At 61.8% G+C, this 15,044-nt stretch carries 13 protein-coding genes; 9 read left to right on the forward strand and 4 right to left on the reverse strand.

Translation table 11 applies throughout. The features are described 5' to 3' along the window. Positions 1–82 precede the first annotated feature (82 nt). From KGA98_RS09145 to KGA98_RS09180, 8 genes are all read left to right on the forward strand, one after another. Positions 83–1,603, forward strand: a complete 1,521-nt coding sequence (locus KGA98_RS09145; protein ID WP_218498250.1) for an aldehyde dehydrogenase family protein — start codon at positions 83–85, stop codon at positions 1,601–1,603. A gap of 262 nt (positions 1,604–1,865) precedes the next feature. Continuing rightward, a complete protein-coding gene (gene pqqA / locus KGA98_RS09150) occupies positions 1,866–1,937 on the forward strand; it encodes a pyrroloquinoline quinone precursor peptide PqqA (protein WP_003253598.1) in 72 nt (23 codons plus the stop codon). 55 nt (positions 1,938–1,992) lie between these two features. Then, on the forward strand, positions 1,993–2,907 hold the full coding sequence (gene pqqB / locus KGA98_RS09155) for a pyrroloquinoline quinone biosynthesis protein PqqB (RefSeq protein ID WP_223502135.1): 915 nt from the start codon (positions 1,993–1,995) through the stop codon (positions 2,905–2,907). Between the two features lie 143 nt (positions 2,908–3,050). Continuing rightward, positions 3,051–3,803, forward strand: coding sequence for a pyrroloquinoline-quinone synthase PqqC (gene pqqC / locus KGA98_RS09160; protein WP_154860153.1), 753 nt, complete (start codon positions 3,051–3,053; stop codon positions 3,801–3,803). Further along, complete coding sequence (gene pqqD, locus KGA98_RS09165; protein ID WP_057715190.1) at positions 3,800–4,072, forward strand: pyrroloquinoline quinone biosynthesis peptide chaperone PqqD; 273 nt, start codon at positions 3,800–3,802, stop codon at positions 4,070–4,072. Before pqqC ends, pqqD begins: the two co-directional genes overlap by 4 nt. Beyond that, positions 4,050–5,192: a pyrroloquinoline quinone biosynthesis protein PqqE gene (gene pqqE, locus KGA98_RS09170; RefSeq protein ID WP_223502136.1), complete on the forward strand. Its 1,143-nt coding sequence runs from the start codon at positions 4,050–4,052 to the stop codon at positions 5,190–5,192. The genes pqqD and pqqE overlap by 23 nt, the downstream gene beginning before the upstream one ends. 232 nt (positions 5,193–5,424) lie before the next feature. Next, on the forward strand, positions 5,425–6,588 hold the full coding sequence (gene ercA / locus KGA98_RS09175; protein ID WP_057715188.1) for an alcohol dehydrogenase-like regulatory protein ErcA: 1,164 nt from the start codon (positions 5,425–5,427) through the stop codon (positions 6,586–6,588). Then, positions 6,572–8,308: a NahK/ErcS family hybrid sensor histidine kinase/response regulator gene (locus KGA98_RS09180; RefSeq protein WP_223502137.1), complete on the forward strand. Its 1,737-nt coding sequence runs from the start codon at positions 6,572–6,574 to the stop codon at positions 8,306–8,308. Before ercA ends, KGA98_RS09180 begins: the two co-directional genes overlap by 17 nt. Here KGA98_RS09180 and KGA98_RS09185 read toward each other — a convergent pair. Then, positions 8,284–9,174 (reverse strand): aldose 1-epimerase, encoded by an 891-nt coding sequence (locus KGA98_RS09185; protein WP_223502138.1) that lies wholly within the window; start codon positions 9,172–9,174, stop codon positions 8,284–8,286. The genes KGA98_RS09180 and KGA98_RS09185 overlap by 25 nt on opposite strands. Positions 9,175–9,567: 393 nt before the next feature. Here KGA98_RS09185 and KGA98_RS09190 point away from each other — a divergent pair, with 393 nt between their 5' ends. Next, positions 9,568–10,188 (forward strand): TetR/AcrR family transcriptional regulator, encoded by a 621-nt coding sequence (locus tag KGA98_RS09190; RefSeq protein WP_008017494.1) that lies wholly within the window; start codon positions 9,568–9,570, stop codon positions 10,186–10,188. 116 nt (positions 10,189–10,304) lie between these two features. On the opposite strand, the gene preA is transcribed toward KGA98_RS09190, so the two are convergent. From preA to hydA, 3 genes are all read right to left on the reverse strand, one after another. Further along, positions 10,305–11,579, reverse strand: a complete 1,275-nt coding sequence (gene preA, locus KGA98_RS09195) for an NAD-dependent dihydropyrimidine dehydrogenase subunit PreA (RefSeq protein WP_102672357.1) — start codon at positions 11,577–11,579, stop codon at positions 10,305–10,307. Next, the gene (locus tag KGA98_RS09200) at positions 11,580–12,947 is read right to left on the reverse strand and encodes an NAD(P)-dependent oxidoreductase (RefSeq protein ID WP_057715184.1); all 1,368 of its coding nucleotides are present in this window, start codon (positions 12,945–12,947) and stop codon (positions 11,580–11,582) included. Positions 12,948–13,110: 163 nt separating this feature from the next. Continuing rightward, on the reverse strand, positions 13,111–14,550 hold the full coding sequence (hydA, locus tag KGA98_RS09205) for a dihydropyrimidinase (RefSeq protein ID WP_057715183.1): 1,440 nt from the start codon (positions 14,548–14,550) through the stop codon (positions 13,111–13,113). Positions 14,551–15,044: the final 494 nt, after the last annotated feature.

Raw genomic sequence — 15,044 nt, forward strand, 5'->3', positions numbered from 1 at the left:
CATTCGTCTGGCGCGCGGGGCTCTCTAGTATCGGCGTATCGCCTGTCAGTACGACAGGCATCGACCCAGACAGAGGCCCACCATGATCTACAAACAACCCGGAACTCCAGGCGCCGTCATTACCTTCAAGCCGCGCTACGGCAACTTTATCGGTGGCGAGTTTGTCGCTCCGATCAATGGCGAGTACTTCACCAACACCTCGCCGGTCAACGGTGAAGTGATCGCCGAGTTCCCGCGCTCCAGCGCCGCCGACATCGACAAGGCCCTGGACGCCGCCCATGCCGCTGCCGACGCCTGGGGCAAGACCTCGGCCCAGGACCGCTCCCTGGTGCTGCTGAAAATCGCCGACCGCATCGAGCAGAACCTTGAGGTCTTGGCCGTCACCGAAACCTGGGACAACGGCAAGGCCGTGCGCGAAACCCTGAACGCCGACGTGCCGCTGGCGGCCGACCACTTCCGTTACTTCGCTGGCTGCATCCGCGCCCAGGAAGGCGGGGCTGCCGAGATCAATGAGCTGACCACGGCCTATCACTTCCATGAGCCCCTGGGCGTGGTCGGGCAGATCATTCCGTGGAACTTCCCGCTGCTGATGGCCGCCTGGAAACTCGCCCCGGCCCTGGCCGCCGGCAACTGCATCGTGCTCAAGCCCGCCGAGCAAACGCCGCTGTCGATCATGGTCTTCGCCGAGCTGATCGCCGACCTGCTGCCGGCGGGCGTGCTCAACATCGTCCAGGGCTTCGGGCGCGAAGCCGGCGAGGCCCTGGCCACCAGCAAGCGCATCGCCAAGATCGCCTTCACCGGCTCGACCCCGGTGGGCGCGCACATCATGCATTGCGCCGCCGAGAACATCATCCCGAGTACCGTCGAACTGGGCGGCAAGTCGCCGAACATTTTCTTCGAAGACATCATGAACGCTGAACCGGCATTCATCGAAAAAGCCGCCGAAGGCCTGGTGCTGGCGTTCTTCAACCAGGGCGAAGTCTGCACCTGCCCGTCTCGGGCACTGGTCCAGGAGTCGATCTACGAGCCGTTCATGGCCGAGGTGATGAAGAAGATCGTCAAGATCAAGCGCGGCAATCCGCTGGACACCGAGACCATGGTCGGCGCCCAGGCGTCCGAGCAGCAATACGACAAGATCCTCTCGTACCTGACCATTGCCCAGGAGGAGGGCGCCGAGCTGCTCACCGGCGGCGCGGCCGAACGTCTGGAGGGTGACCTGTCCAGCGGCTATTACATCCAGCCGACCCTGCTCAAGGGGCACAACAAGATGCGCGTGTTCCAGGAAGAAATCTTCGGTCCGGTGGTGGGCGTCACCACCTTCAAGGACGAAGCCGAAGCGCTGGCGATTGCCAACGACAGCGAGTTCGGCCTCGGCGCCGGCCTGTGGACCCGCGACATCAACCGCGCCTACCGCATGGGCCGGGCGATCAAGGCCGGGCGCGTATGGACCAACTGCTACCACCTGTACCCGGCGCACGCGGCGTTCGGTGGCTACAAGAAATCCGGCGTCGGTCGCGAAAACCACAAGATGATGCTCGACCACTATCAGCAGACCAAAAACCTGCTGGTGAGCTACGACATCAATCCGCTGGGGTTCTTCTAACTTCCCCAGGAACACCGCAAACCAAAATGTGGGAGCGGGCTTGCTCGCGAATACGGAGTGTCATTCAGCAGAGATGTTGACTGGCACACCGCTTTCGCGAGCAAGCCCGCTCCCACATGGGGTTTGTGTGATGCCAATGGCTGCGCATCACCCCCTACCAAATCACCCCGCCAACTCCTTCGAAAGTAGCATTCGGGCACTCGGCGCCCCGTGCATTAATGGCTCTACCGGAATCACCCGGGCACAAGAAGAGGAATGACCCATGTGGACTAAACCCGCGTTTACCGATCTGCGCATTGGCTTCGAAGTGACGATGTATTTCGCCAACCGTTGATTGATCACCCGGCCAGCCGATGCGTTGGCCGGGCCTGCCTTCTGGAGCATCCGCCATGCACATCCGCGTTCTCGGTTCCGCCGCTGGTGGTGGTTTCCCGCAGTGGAACTGCAACTGCTGCCAGTGCGCCGGTGTGCGCAATGGCAGCCTGCGGGCCCAGCGCCGTACGCAGTCGTCGATTGCCCTGAGTGACGACGGTGTGGAGTGGGTGCTGTGCAATGCGTCACCGGACATTCGCGCGCAACTCGAGGGTTTTGCGCCGCTGCAACCGGCGCGCCGATTGCGTGACACTGCCATCGCTGGCGTCGTACTGCTCGACAGCCAGATCGACCATTGCACCGGTTTGCTCAGCCTGCGCGAAGGCTGTCCGCATGACGTTTGGTGCACCGCGCGTGTGCATCAGGACCTGAGCAGCGGTTTCCCGTTGTTCACCATGCTTGAGCACTGGAACGGCGGATTGCAATGGCAACCGGTCGGCCTCGATCGCCAGCCGTTCGGTATCCCGGCCTGTGGGCATTTGCAATTTCGCGCGATTCCCCTGGTGAGCAACGCGCCGCCGTATTCACCCAATCGCGGCAACCCGCAACCGGGCGACACCATTGGCCTGTTCATAGAAGACCTGCGCAGCGGTGCCTCGCTGTTCTATGCACCGGGCCTTGGGCAGATCGACGATGAAGTGCTGGGCTGGATGCAGCGTGCCGATTGCCTGCTGCTGGACGGCACCCTGTGGCGCGACGATGAGATGCGTCTTTGCGAAGTCGGCCAGAGCCTGGGCAGCGAAATGGGGCACCTTGCACAAAGCGGCCCCGGCGGGATGCTTGAAGTGCTGGAGGGTTTCAACCGCCAGCGCAAGGTGCTGATCCACATCAACAACACCAATCCCATTCTCGATGAAGACTCGGCCGAGCGGGCTTTGCTGGAGCGGCGGGGGATCGAAGTGGCTTATGACGGCATGGATATCGTGCTGTAGCGACTGACGCCTTCGCGAGCAAGCCCGCTCCCACAATGGATCTGTTTCGATCAAAAAAATGTGTTCAACCCTGACCCCTGTGGGAGCGGGCTTGCTCGCGAAGAGGCCAGACCAGACACCGCAGCGCTTCCAGGAGTACCCCAATGACCGAGACCCCGATGTCCCCTACAGAATTCGAAGCCGCCCTGCGCGCCAAGGGCGCCTACTACCACATCCATCACCCCTTCCACCAAGCCATGTACGCCGGCCGCGCCAGCCGCGAGCAGATCCAGGGCTGGGTCGCCAATCGCTTCTATTACCAGGTCAACATCCCCCTGAAAGACGCTGCCATCCTGGCCAACTGCCCGGACCGCGACGTGCGCCGGGAGTGGCTGCAACGGATTCTCGACCACGACGGCGTCCCCGGCAGCGAGGGTGGAATCGAAGCCTGGCTGCGCCTGGGCGAAGCCGTGGGCCTGGATCGCGAGCAGATCCTCTCCCAGGAACTGGTGCTGCCCGGGGTGCGTTTCGCGGTGGACGCCTATGTCAATTTCGCCCGTCGCGCCTGCTGGCAGGAAGCGGCCAGCAGTTCGCTGACCGAGCTCTTTGCCCCACAGATCCATCAGTCGCGACTCGACGCCTGGCCGACCCATTACCCGTGGATCGACGTCGCCGGCTACGACTATTTCCGCACGCGCCTGAGTCAGGCGCGGCGCGATGTCGAACATGGCTTGCGCATTACCCTGGCGCACTACGTGACGGCCGAGGGGCAACAACGCATGCTGGAGATCCTGCAATTCAAGCTCGACGTACTGTGGAGCATGCTCGATGCCATGAGCATGGCCTACGAACTTGCACGCCCGCCTTATCACACGGTCACCGGCGACAACGTCTGGCACCGGGGGATCGCCCTGTGAGCCTGATCAATCGCCAGCAGTCACCGGCCTTGCGTCGTGGTTTTCGTCTGCAATGGGAGCCCCGTCAGGATTGCCACGTGCTGCTGTACCCCGAAGGCATGATCAAGCTCAACAGCAGCGCCGGGCAGATTCTCGACCTGGTGGATGGCCAGCGCAGCGTGGCGGCGATCATTGATCGATTGAGCGCGAATTTCCCCGGCGTACCCGGGATCGACGAAGACGTGCTGGCGTTTCTGGAGGTGGCCCATGCGCAATTCTGGATCGAGTGAGACGCTGCCCGGACCGCCGTTGTGGCTGCTCGCCGAGCTGACTTACCGCTGTCCGTTGCAGTGCCCCTATTGCTCCAATCCGTTGGACTTTGCTCGACACGGCGAGGAACTGAGCACGGAAGAATGGATTCGCGTATTCCGCGAAGCGCGGGACATGGGCGCCGCGCAATTGGGCTTTTCCGGTGGCGAGCCGCTGGTACGTCAGGACCTCGCCGAGTTGATCAAGGCCGCGCGAGACATGGGCTACTACACCAATTTGATCACTTCGGGCATCGGCCTGACCGAGCAGAAGGTGCGCGACTTCAAGGTGGCCGGGCTGGACCATATCCAGATCAGCTTCCAGGCCGCCGACGAAGCGGTGAACAACATGCTGGCCGGCTCGCGCAAGGCCTTCGCCCAGAAACTCGCCATGGCCCGTGCTGTGAAAGCCCAGGGCTATCCGATGGTGCTGAACTTCGTCACCCATCGGCACAACATCGACCGGATCGCGCAGATCATCGAGTTGTGCCTGGAGCTGGAAGCGGATTTCGTCGAATTGGCCACGTGCCAGTTCTATGGCTGGGCTGAACTCAACCGCGTCGGCCTGTTGCCCACACGGGAACAATTGCAGCGCGCCGAGCGCATCACCAACGAGTATCGCGAACGCCTTGAAGCTCAGGGCCATCCGTGCAAGTTGATCTTCGTCACCCCGGACTACTACGAGGAACGCCCCAAGACCTGCATGAACGGCTGGGCCAACCTGTTTCTCGACATCACCCCCGACGGCACGGCCTTGCCTTGCCACAGCGCCCGGCAGTTGCCGGTAGCGTTTCCCAACGTGCGCGAGCACAGCCTCTCGCACATCTGGAACGACTCGTTCGGCTTCAATCGTTTTCGCGGCGATGACTGGATGAAGGAGCCGTGCCGCTCCTGCGATGAAAAGCACAAGGACCTGGGCGGGTGCCGCTGCCAGGCTTTCATGCTGACTGGCGATGCTAGCAATGCCGACCCGGTGTGCAGCAAGTCGCCGCACCACGGCGTGATCCTCAAGGCCCGCGAAGAAGCCGAGGCGCCAGGGTTGGGGATCGAACACCTGACGCTGCGCAATGCGAAGACTTCACAGCTGATCTATCGCGGTTAGTCTGGCGACACAGATCCGTGTGGGAGCGGGCTTGCTCGCGAAAGCGGTGTGTCAGTCACCATCAATATTGACTGACAGGGCCTCTTCGCGAGCAAGCCCGCTCCCACAGGGGGGCCGCGGTGAATTCGAATCTGAGTACGCCCCAGCCTGCTACCCATTGGTCTGATTGCATTCGCAGCTGGATGGTTTAGTGTGGTTTCTACCTTCCAAAACAATAAAAACAGGCTTTCCAATGAGCCAGAGTCTCAACCAGCTGCGCAAGTTCGTTTCCCCTGAAATCATCTTCGGTGCCGGTAGCCGGCACAGTGTCGGCAATTACGCCAAGACCTTTGGCGCACGCAAGGTGCTGGTGGTCAGCGATCCCGGCGTGATCGCCGCCGGCTGGGTCGCCGATGTCGAGGCCAGCCTGCAAGCGCTGGGCATCGAATACTGCCTGTACAGCGATGTCTCGCCCAACCCACGGGTCGAAGAGGTGATGCTCGGTGCCGAGATGTACCGGGAAAACCACTGCGACGTGATCGTCGCCGTCGGTGGTGGCAGCCCGATGGACTGCGGCAAAGGCATCGGCATCGTCGTCGCCCATGGTCGCAGCATTCTCGATTTCGAGGGCGTGGACACCATCCGCGTGCCCAGCCCGCCGCTGATCCTGATTCCGACCACCGCCGGCACCTCGGCCGATGTCTCGCAATTCGTGATCATTTCCAATCAGCAGGAGCGCATGAAGTTCTCCATCGTCAGCAAGGCCGTGGTGCCGGACGTTTCGCTGATCGACCCGGAAACCACCCTGAGCATGGACCCGTTCCTGTCGGCCTGTACCGGCATCGACGCGTTGGTGCATGCCATCGAAGCCTTCGTGTCCACCGGCCACGGGCCGCTGACCGATCCCCATGCACTGGAGGCGATGCGCCTGATCAATGGCAATCTGGTGCAAATGATCGCCAACCCGACCGACATCGCCCTGCGCGAGAAGATCATGCTCGGCAGCATGCAGGCCGGGCTGGCGTTTTCCAACGCCATCCTGGGCGCCGTGCATGCCATGTCCCACAGCCTCGGCGGCTTTCTAGACCTGCCCCACGGCCTGTGCAACGCGGTGCTCGTCGAGCATGTGGTGGCCTTCAATTACAATTCGGCACCGGAGCGCTTCAAGGTGATCGCCGAGACCTTCGGCATCGACTGCCGAGGCCTGAATCACCGGCAGATCTGTGGGCGCCTGGTCGAACACCTGATCGCCCTCAAGCACGCCATCGGCTTTCACGAGACCCTCGGTTTGCATGGCGTCAGGACCTCGGACATTCCGTTCCTGTCGCAGCATGCGATGCACGATCCGTGCATCCTGACCAACCCGCGCGAATCCAGCCAGCGTGATGTCGAGGTCGTCTATGGCGAAGCCCTCTGACGAGCAACAACGGGCCCTGGCCGGGCTGCTGGGACTGGGCAGCCATTCGGCGCGCAAGAGTCATTACCCGGAACTGGCCGCGCGTCTGGATGATCTGGAAGCCGAGCGCAACCGCTACAAGTGGCTGTTCGAAAACGCGGTGCACGGGATCTTCCAGGCCAGCCTGCTCGATGGCATGCGCGCCGCCAACCCGGCGCTGGCACGCATGCTCGGCTACCAGGATCCGCAGGAGGTGCTGTTCTCCCTGACTGACCTGGCCAGCACCCTGTTCGTCGACGGCGCGCAGGAGCTGGAAACCATCAGCGAAATCCTCAGGCACCAGCGTAGCCTGCACGGCTATGAAACCCGCTTGCGGCGCAAGGACGGCAGTCACCTGGATGTGTTGATGAACCTGCTGCTCAAGCCCGGCCAGGAAGGCCTGGTGGAAGGGTTCGTCTCCGATATCACCGAGCGCAAGCTGGCCCAGCGACGCCTGCAGCAACTCAATGACGAACTGGAGCAGCGCGTCGTCGCGCGCACCGATGAATTGCTCGAAGCCAACCGTAACCTTCAGCAGCAGATCACCCAGCGTAAACAGATCGCCAAGGCCTTGCGCGATGCCCGCGATGCCGCCGAGGCCGCCAATCACAGCAAGGACAAATACCTCGCCGCCGCCAGCCACGACCTGCTGCAACCGCTGAACGCCGCGCGGTTGCTGATTTCGACCTTGCGCGAACGCCAATTGCCGGAAGCCGAACAGGTGCTGGTGGAGCGCACTCACCAGGCCCTGGAAGGGGCCGAAGACCTGCTGACGGATCTGCTCGACATTTCCCGGCTCGATCAGGCCGCGGTCAAGCCGGACATCGCGTCGTACCGCCTCGATGAACTGCTTGGGCCGCTGGTCTCGGAGTTCCAGTCCGTCGCCCAGGCGGCCGGCTTGAACCTGCGGGTGCGCATGGCCGATTACGCCATCAGCACCGACTTGCGCCTGATGACGCGGATCCTGCGCAACTTCCTCAGCAATGCCTGCCGCTACACCGATGAAGGCAGCATCCTGCTGGCGGTAAGGCGTCGGGGCGAGATGCTGCGCCTGGAGGTCTGGGACACCGGGCGTGGCATCGCCGCCGACCGGCTCGATTCGATCTTCCTCGAGTTCAACCAACTGGACGTCGGTCGCGCCGCCGACCGCAAGGGCGTGGGCCTGGGGCTGGCGATCGTCGAGCGCATCGCCAAGATCCTTGGCTATAGGATCGGCGTGTACTCGTTGCCGGGGCGGGGTTCGATGTTCAGCATCGAGGTGCCGATATCCGACGAGGTTCCGTTGCCCGTGAGCCAGGCGGTACCACAACCGGGCACCGGCAATCCGCTGCCGGGCCGCCGTCTGCTGGTGATCGACAACGAAGTGAGCATTCTCGAAAGCATGGGCGCGTTGCTCGGGCAGTGGGGCTGCGACGTTCTGGTCGCCACCGATGAAGCGGCTGCACTGGCAGCGTTACGCGGACAGGCGCCGGAGCTGATTCTCGCGGACTATCACCTCGATCACGGGGTGGTCGGCTGTGATGTGGTGCGACATTTACGCGAGCATTTCCACCAGGACATTCCCGCGGTGATCATTACCGCCGACCGCACCGACCAATGCCGGCGTGCGTTGCAGCGGCTCAACGCACCCTTGCTGAACAAACCGGTGAAGCCCGGCAAGTTGCGAGCGGTGTTGAGTCAACTGTTGGGAACATCTGCCTGAAGCGGCCGATACTGCAGGGTGAAACCCAGTTCGGTGGATTGGCCCTGTTCCAGCAAACGCAACCCCGGCCGACCGGGCAGGTGGTGCGCGTTGACCGGATGGCTCACCGGCTCGATGCAGAAAAACTCCAGGCCCACGGGGCAGTACAGCAGGTAGTAATCGCTGCCGGTGGCCTGGCAGTCGAGCGTGTAACCAAGATCCGCTTGCTCGATCAGGCAGTGACCGTTCCATTCGCAGAAGCCATTGTCCACCAGCGATTCGGGCAATACCTTCAGTTGCTGGAAATCCCACTCGAGCGGCAATGCGCTGAGTTCTGTCGGCAGTTTTTCCCTGTCGCACAACCACACATGCCGGGCGGGTGCCTGTAGTCGGGTGTTCGCGGTGCGCGGCAGATACGGATGCAATCCCAGGCCATGCCACGCAGCGTGCTCGGCCAGGTGTGTGACGTGCAGTTCGATGCTCAGCTTGCCCGCGCTCAATTGGAAACGTTGCCGGGTGCGATAAGCGAAGGGGGTTGTGCCGTCGAGTTGCAGGACCACTTCATTTTCCGACCGGGAAACCACGTCCCACGCCTGCTGCCAGGCGCTGCCGTGAATCGGCAGGGGATCGGTGAGGCTGTTGGGCGCCAGTGCCAGCCAGCCATCGGGGCAATCGAAACCGCCATCGGCGATACGGTTGGACCAGGGGATCAGGGGAAAGCAGCCGAGTTTGCCGGGCAGTCCGGTGTTCAGGGCATGGGTGTCGCTGTGACGCAACAAGGGCTGTCCGGTGCTGCGCACCGTCCAGTTGACGATGCTGCCGCCAAGCTCTGGTGCGAGGGTGAGGCGGGTGAATTCGTCTTCGAGTTCGATCAGTGTTAGCGACATGTTGACCTGCTGTGTGATTTTCAAGGCTTGCACCGTTCCCTGTGGCGAGGGGGGGTGCCCCCGTTGGGTCGCGAAGCGGCCCCTACGACTTTCAGGCATATCGAGGAGTTTATATTTACGACTGCTGCGCAGCCTAACGGGGGCAAGCCCCCTCGCCACAAAAGCTCGCTCCCACAAGGGATTGGATTGTCAGCTGGAAATCATCGGCGGCAGCGTGCCGAGCAGGGCCGCGACGGTCAGGGTTTTCTTGAGCAACATCGTGGGTACCTCAGGCAGTTTCCAAGTGCGCAGAGTTTAGCTATACGACAGCGGCAGTACGAAGTTTCGTTTTCCCCTGTCGCCGCGATCCAGAGCGGATGCTAGTCTTGCTCAACGTTGTTGTCGGGGATCCGCATGGGCAATCACAAGATCGAGATTCGTCGCAGTAACGTCGAAAAAATCCTGCTGGGGGCGGAAAAAGTCTTCGCTGAAAAGGGCTTTGGCAGCACCGCCATGGCCGACATCGCCGCTGAAGTACAACTGCCGCGCTCCAACCTGCACTACTACTTCAGCACCAAGACCGAGTTGTACAGCGCCGTGCTGTTCGACTTGCTGGAAGTCTGGAAGCAGGATGCGCTGTGCTTCGAGATGTTCGATGACCCGCGTGTGGTGCTCAGCAGCTACATCCGCGCCAAGATGAACCATTCCCGCAGCCGGCCCTATGGCTCGAAAGTCTGGGCCAACGAAATCATCCATGGCGCGCCGACCCTCGGCGCAGCGCTGGATGCGAGCCTGTACGACTGGGCCAAGATGAAGGAAGCGAAAATCCGCCAGTGGGTGGACGACAAACGCATCCTGCCGGTGGAGCCCTCGAGCCTGCTGTACATGATCTGGGCCTCGACCCAGCACTACGCCGACTTCGATCACCAGGTGAATATTCTCAACGACCATCAGCCGCTGTCGGACATGCAGTTCGAGAAAGCGGTGCAGACGGTGACCAGTGTGATTTTGCGGGGGATCGGGTTGGAGCCTTGAAAATCTATGGTGCGGCTGCCGGCCTCTTCGCGAGCAAGCCCGCTCCCACATTGGAATGCATTTCAAATGTGGGAGCGGGCTTGCTCGCGAAGGCGTCAGCTCAGGCGCCGCCGGCATCAAGGGCTGACGTGATACGGATTCCTCGGATCATGATTCCAGTCCAGGAACGGCTTGCCAGTCTCCACCGGCACCATCTCGATGCAGTCCTGCACCGGGCAGGTGATCTGGCACAGGTTGCAGCCCACACACTCCTCATCGATCACTTGATACTTGTGAGTGCCATCCGCTTGCTTGAGGCTGGCCACGGCCTGGTGCGAGGTGTCCTCACAAGCGATATGGCAGCGACCGCAACCGATACAAGCCTCCTGATCGATTTTCGCGATCACCTGGTAGTTGATGTCCAGGTACTTCCAGTCCGTGGTGTTGCCCACCGCGCGGCCGGAAAACTCCGAAATGCTGGCATAGCCCTGACTGTCCATCCAGCGTGACAAGCCGTCCTTCATGTCTTCGACAATCCGGAAGCCATGCAGCATCGCCGCCGTGCATACCTGCACCGAGCCACTGCCGAGCGCGATGAATTCCGCCGCATCGCGCCAGTTGCCAATGCCGCCGATCCCGCTGATCGGCAGGCCCTGGGTCTGCGGGTCGCGGGCGATTTCGGCGACCATGTTCAAGGCAATCGGCTTGACGGCCGAGCCGCAGTAACCGCCGTGGGTGCTTTGGCTGCCGACCATGGGATTGGCGACCATGCGTTCGAGGTTAACGCTGGTGATCGAGTTGATGGTGTTGATCAACGACACCGCATCGGCACCACCACGGTGGGCGGCGCGGGCGGCGACACGGATGTCGGTGATGTTCGGCGTGAGCTTGACGATCACCGGCAGCGAGCAATAGGTCTTGCACCAGCGGGTGACCTGTTCCACGTATTCCGGCACCTGGCCGACCGCCGCGCCCATGCCGCGTTCCGGCATGCCGTGGGGGCAACCGAAGTTCAGCTCGATGCCGTCGGCGCCAGTGGCTTCCACCAGCGGCAGGATGTGTTTCCAGGATTCTTCGACGCAGGGCACCATCAAGGACACGATCAGCGCACGGTCCGGCCAGTCCTTTTTGACCTGGGTGATTTCCCGCAGGTTGATCTCCAGCGAGCGGTCGGTGATCAGCTCGATGTTGTTAAAGCCCAGCACCTCCCTGTTAGCCCCGAAGTGTGCCGAGTAGCGCGACGACACGTTCACCGCCGCCGGATCTTCACCCAGGGTTTTCCAGACCACGCCGCCCCAGCCGGCCTCGAAGGCGCGGACCACGTTGTAGGCCTTGTCGGTCGGCGGCGCGGAGGCCAGCCAGAATGGATTGGGTGCTTTGATGCCGGCGAAGACAATCGACAGATCGGCCATTTACGCAGCCTCCACGTTGAGCATCAGTTGAGCGTTGATCGCCTCGGCGGCGCGCTTGCCATGCTGCACGGCTTGCACGGTAAGGTCCTGATCGAGGCTGGTGCAGTCGCCGCCGGCATACACGCCGGGGATGCTGGTGCGCAGTTGTTCATCGACTTCGATGCGTTCGCCCTGACGCTTGAGTTCTCGGGCCAGCGGATCGCTGAGGGCGCTGCCGTCGAAGGTCTGGCCGATGGCCTTGAAGATCGCGTCGGCGGCCAGTTCGAAGGTTTCACCGGTGGTTTGCAGGCGGTCTTCCACCAGACGGGTGCGGGCGAAACGCATGCCGCGCACGCGGCCATGGTCATCGAGCAGCACTTCTTCGGGTTGAGCCCAGGTCATCAGCCGCACCTGATTGGCCTTGGCAATCTCCTGTTCGTGATGGGTGGCCCCCATGTCCTCGATGCCACGGCGGTACACCAGATTCACATCGTGGGCGCCGAGGCGGGCCATTTGCACCGCCATGTCGATGGCGGTGTTGCCTGCGCCGAGGACAATGCAGTGGTCGGCCAGGGGCAGTTGGCTCAGGTCATCGGCCTGGCGCAGTTCGCGGATGTAGTCGGTGGCGGCGAGCAGGCCAGGCGCGTCTTCGTGGGCCAGACCTAGCTGTTTGCTGGCATTGAGCCCGAGGCCGAGGAACACCGCATCGAACTGTTGATGCAGTTCACTGAGGGTCAGGTTCTCCCCGAGTTTCTGCCCGTGGCGGATTTCGATGCCGCCAATCTCCAACAGGAACTCAAGCTCCTTTTGCGCGTAGTCATCCACCAGTTTGTATTTGGCGATTCCGTACTCGTTGAGGCCGCCAGCCTTTTCCCGCGCCTCGAAAATCACCACGTCATGCCCGTGCATGGCACTGCGGTGGGCGCAGGACAAACCGGCCGGACCGGCACCCACCACGGCGATGCGTTTGCCGGTGGCGGCAGCACGCTGGAAGGGGTGCGTGCTGAAGTGGGCGTTGTCCACGGCGTAACGTTGCAACAGGCCGATCATGACCGGCGCGCATTCGTGAGTGTTGTTGCGCACGCAGGCTTGCTGGCAAAGAATCTCCGTCGGGCACACCCGGGCGCAACTGCCGCCGAGGATGTTGGCCGAGAGGATTTTCTGCGCGGCGCCTTGCACGTTGTCCTGCGCAATGTTGCGGATGAACGAGGGAATGTCGATCTCGCTCGGACAGGCATTCACGCAGGGCGCGTCGTAGCAATACAGGCAGCGCGAGGCTTCCAGGTGCGCCTGGCGCTCGTTGAGCGGCGGCGCCAGATCGGTGAAGTGGCCGGCGAGGGCGGCCGCATTCTCAACGGGATGCGGGAGGTGGTCCAGGGTCTTGATCACGGTTTTGGCCTCACGGTTATTTGAGGTGTTGCCTCTGAATGGGCATTGTTTTTTGTGTTGTCTGTGCGGGCCTCATCGCGAGCAAGCTCGCTCCCACAGGTTTTGTGAACACTCGAGATCCCTGTGGGAGCGAGCTTGCTCGCGATGAGGCCGAAGGCCGCTTTCAGCGTTTCACAGCAACAGGCTTGTGCAGCTCAGCCCGCTTGCTCAGCAAATCAAACACCGCCGGATACGCCGGTCGTTCGATGTAGCGCCCGGCCCCGCGTTCGGCCCGCAGGTCGCCGTCGGCCCAGACCACGCGGCCCTGGCTGATGGTGTGGCTGGGCACGCCGCGCACGGTCTTGCCTTCGAAGATGTTGAAGTCCACCTGCTGGTGGTGGGTCTTGGCGGAAATGGTGCGCGTGCCTTGCGGGTCCCACAGCACCAGGTCGGCATCGGCACCCACACGAATCGCGCCTTTGCGTGGGTAGAGGTTGAAGATCTTCGCCGTGTTGGTGGACGTCAGCGCGACGAATTGCTGCATCGAAAAGCGTCCACTGTTCACACCTTCATCCCACAACACCGCCATGCGGTCTTCGATGCCGGCGGTGCCGTTGGGGATCTTGCTGAAGTCGTCGCGGCCAGCGGCTTTTTGCTCGGCGCAGAAGCAGCAGTGGTCGGTGGCGGTGGTGTGCAGGTTGCCCGATTGCAAGCCATGCCAGAGCGCCTCTTGATGGCCGCGGGGGCGGAACGGCGGGCTCATCACGTAACCGGCGGCGGTTTGCCAGTCCGGATCGCGGTAGACGCTGTCGTCCAGCAGCAGGTGCCCGGCCAGTACTTCGCCGTAGACCGGCTGGCCCTTGCCCCGGGCGTAGGTGATTTCGTCCAGGGCTTCCTTGGTCGAGACGTGAACCAGGTACAGTGGCGTGCCCAGGGTTTCGGCGATGCGGATCGCCCGGCTCGCGGCCTCGCCCTCAACCTGTGAAGGCCGCGACAGCGGATGCGCTTCCGGTCCGGTGATGCCCTGGGCCATCAGCTTGCGTTGCAGGTGATACACCAGTTCACCGTTTTCCGCATGAACGGTCGGCACCGCGCCCAGTTCCAGGCAGCGTTCGAAACTCGCCACCAGGGTGTCATCGGCGGCCATGATCGCGTTCTTGTAGGCCATGAAATGCTTGAAGCTGTTGACGCCGTGCTGGCTGACCAGTTCGGCCATTTCCTCGCGGACCTGTTCGCTCCACCAGGTGATGGCGACGTGAAAGCCATAGTCCGACGCCGACTTCTCGGCCCAGCCGCGCCACTGATGGAAGGCTTCGAGCAAGGATTGCTGCGGGTTGGGAATCACGAAGTCGATGATCGACGTGGTGCCGCCGGCCAGTCCGGCCGCCGTGCCGCTGTAGAAGTCTTCGCTGGCCACGGTGCCCATGAAGGGCAGTTGCATGTGGGTGTGCGGGTCGATGCCGCCGGGCATCAGGTATTGGCCGCTGCCGTCGAGCACTTCGGCGCCTGCAGGTACATCGAGATTTTCGCCGATGGCCTTGATCACGCCGTCTGCGCAATACACATCGGCGCGATAACTTTCATCATGGGTAACAAGGGTGGCGCCACGGATCAACAGAGACATTCCGAGTTCCTCGCAGGCAATGACCGGTTTATGCCGGTTCTAGATGTTCTATATACAAACAGCCCGGTCAGATTTATTCCTGTCAGTGCTGTCAGGATTAAACGCTAGCTGCAGTTATCCGAATCGGCAAGAATATTTTTTATAAGCTTATGCAGGTATTAACTAATTGATATTTAAAGATTAATTGCAAGAATCACCAAAATGGTGAGGCCGTTCACCATTTTGACGCACTTGACAGGATCGAAAAATAGTCAAGATTTCTTATGTGAAATCAGCTGTTTGAGTATGGTCTATGGTTGATGCGCAGCCATTGAAAAAAAGATCAACGCACCAGATTGAGTCCTGACTGTCAGGACAACTTGTCTGGCATTCGGCCTGAGTGGCATGACATGCAACTGAGGACTGCATCGTTGACTGCATAAAACTGATAAACATCAGTTGCTTACAGAGTGTTTATGGAACTGCCCGATGCGTAATCGGGGCACCCGGCACGT

The organism is Pseudomonas sp. BF-R-24 (assembly GCF_019947335.1).
In the GTDB taxonomy this organism is placed as follows: Bacteria; Pseudomonadota; Gammaproteobacteria; order Pseudomonadales; family Pseudomonadaceae; genus Aquipseudomonas; species Aquipseudomonas jessenii.

Excerpts from the sequence above, each read along its gene's own strand:
- preA (WP_102672357.1), bottom strand. The coding sequence starts at position 11,579 with ATGGCCGATCTGTCGATTGTCTTCGCCGGCATCAAAGCACCCAATCCA.
- pqqE (WP_223502136.1), top strand. The coding sequence starts at position 4,050 with ATGCGCAATTCTGGATCGAGTGAGACGCTGCCCGGACCGCCGTTGTGG.
- pqqC (WP_154860153.1), top strand. The coding sequence starts at position 3,051 with ATGACCGAGACCCCGATGTCCCCTACAGAATTCGAAGCCGCCCTGCGC.
- KGA98_RS09145 (WP_218498250.1), top strand. The coding sequence starts at position 83 with ATGATCTACAAACAACCCGGAACTCCAGGCGCCGTCATTACCTTCAAG.
- hydA (WP_057715183.1), bottom strand. The coding sequence starts at position 14,550 with ATGTCTCTGTTGATCCGTGGCGCCACCCTTGTTACCCATGATGAAAGT.
- KGA98_RS09190 (WP_008017494.1), top strand. The coding sequence starts at position 9,568 with ATGGGCAATCACAAGATCGAGATTCGTCGCAGTAACGTCGAAAAAATC.
- KGA98_RS09185 (WP_223502138.1), bottom strand. The coding sequence starts at position 9,174 with ATGTCGCTAACACTGATCGAACTCGAAGACGAATTCACCCGCCTCACC.
- ercA (WP_057715188.1), top strand. The coding sequence starts at position 5,425 with ATGAGCCAGAGTCTCAACCAGCTGCGCAAGTTCGTTTCCCCTGAAATC.
- pqqB (WP_223502135.1), top strand. The coding sequence starts at position 1,993 with ATGCACATCCGCGTTCTCGGTTCCGCCGCTGGTGGTGGTTTCCCGCAG.
- KGA98_RS09180 (WP_223502137.1), top strand. The coding sequence starts at position 6,572 with ATGGCGAAGCCCTCTGACGAGCAACAACGGGCCCTGGCCGGGCTGCTG.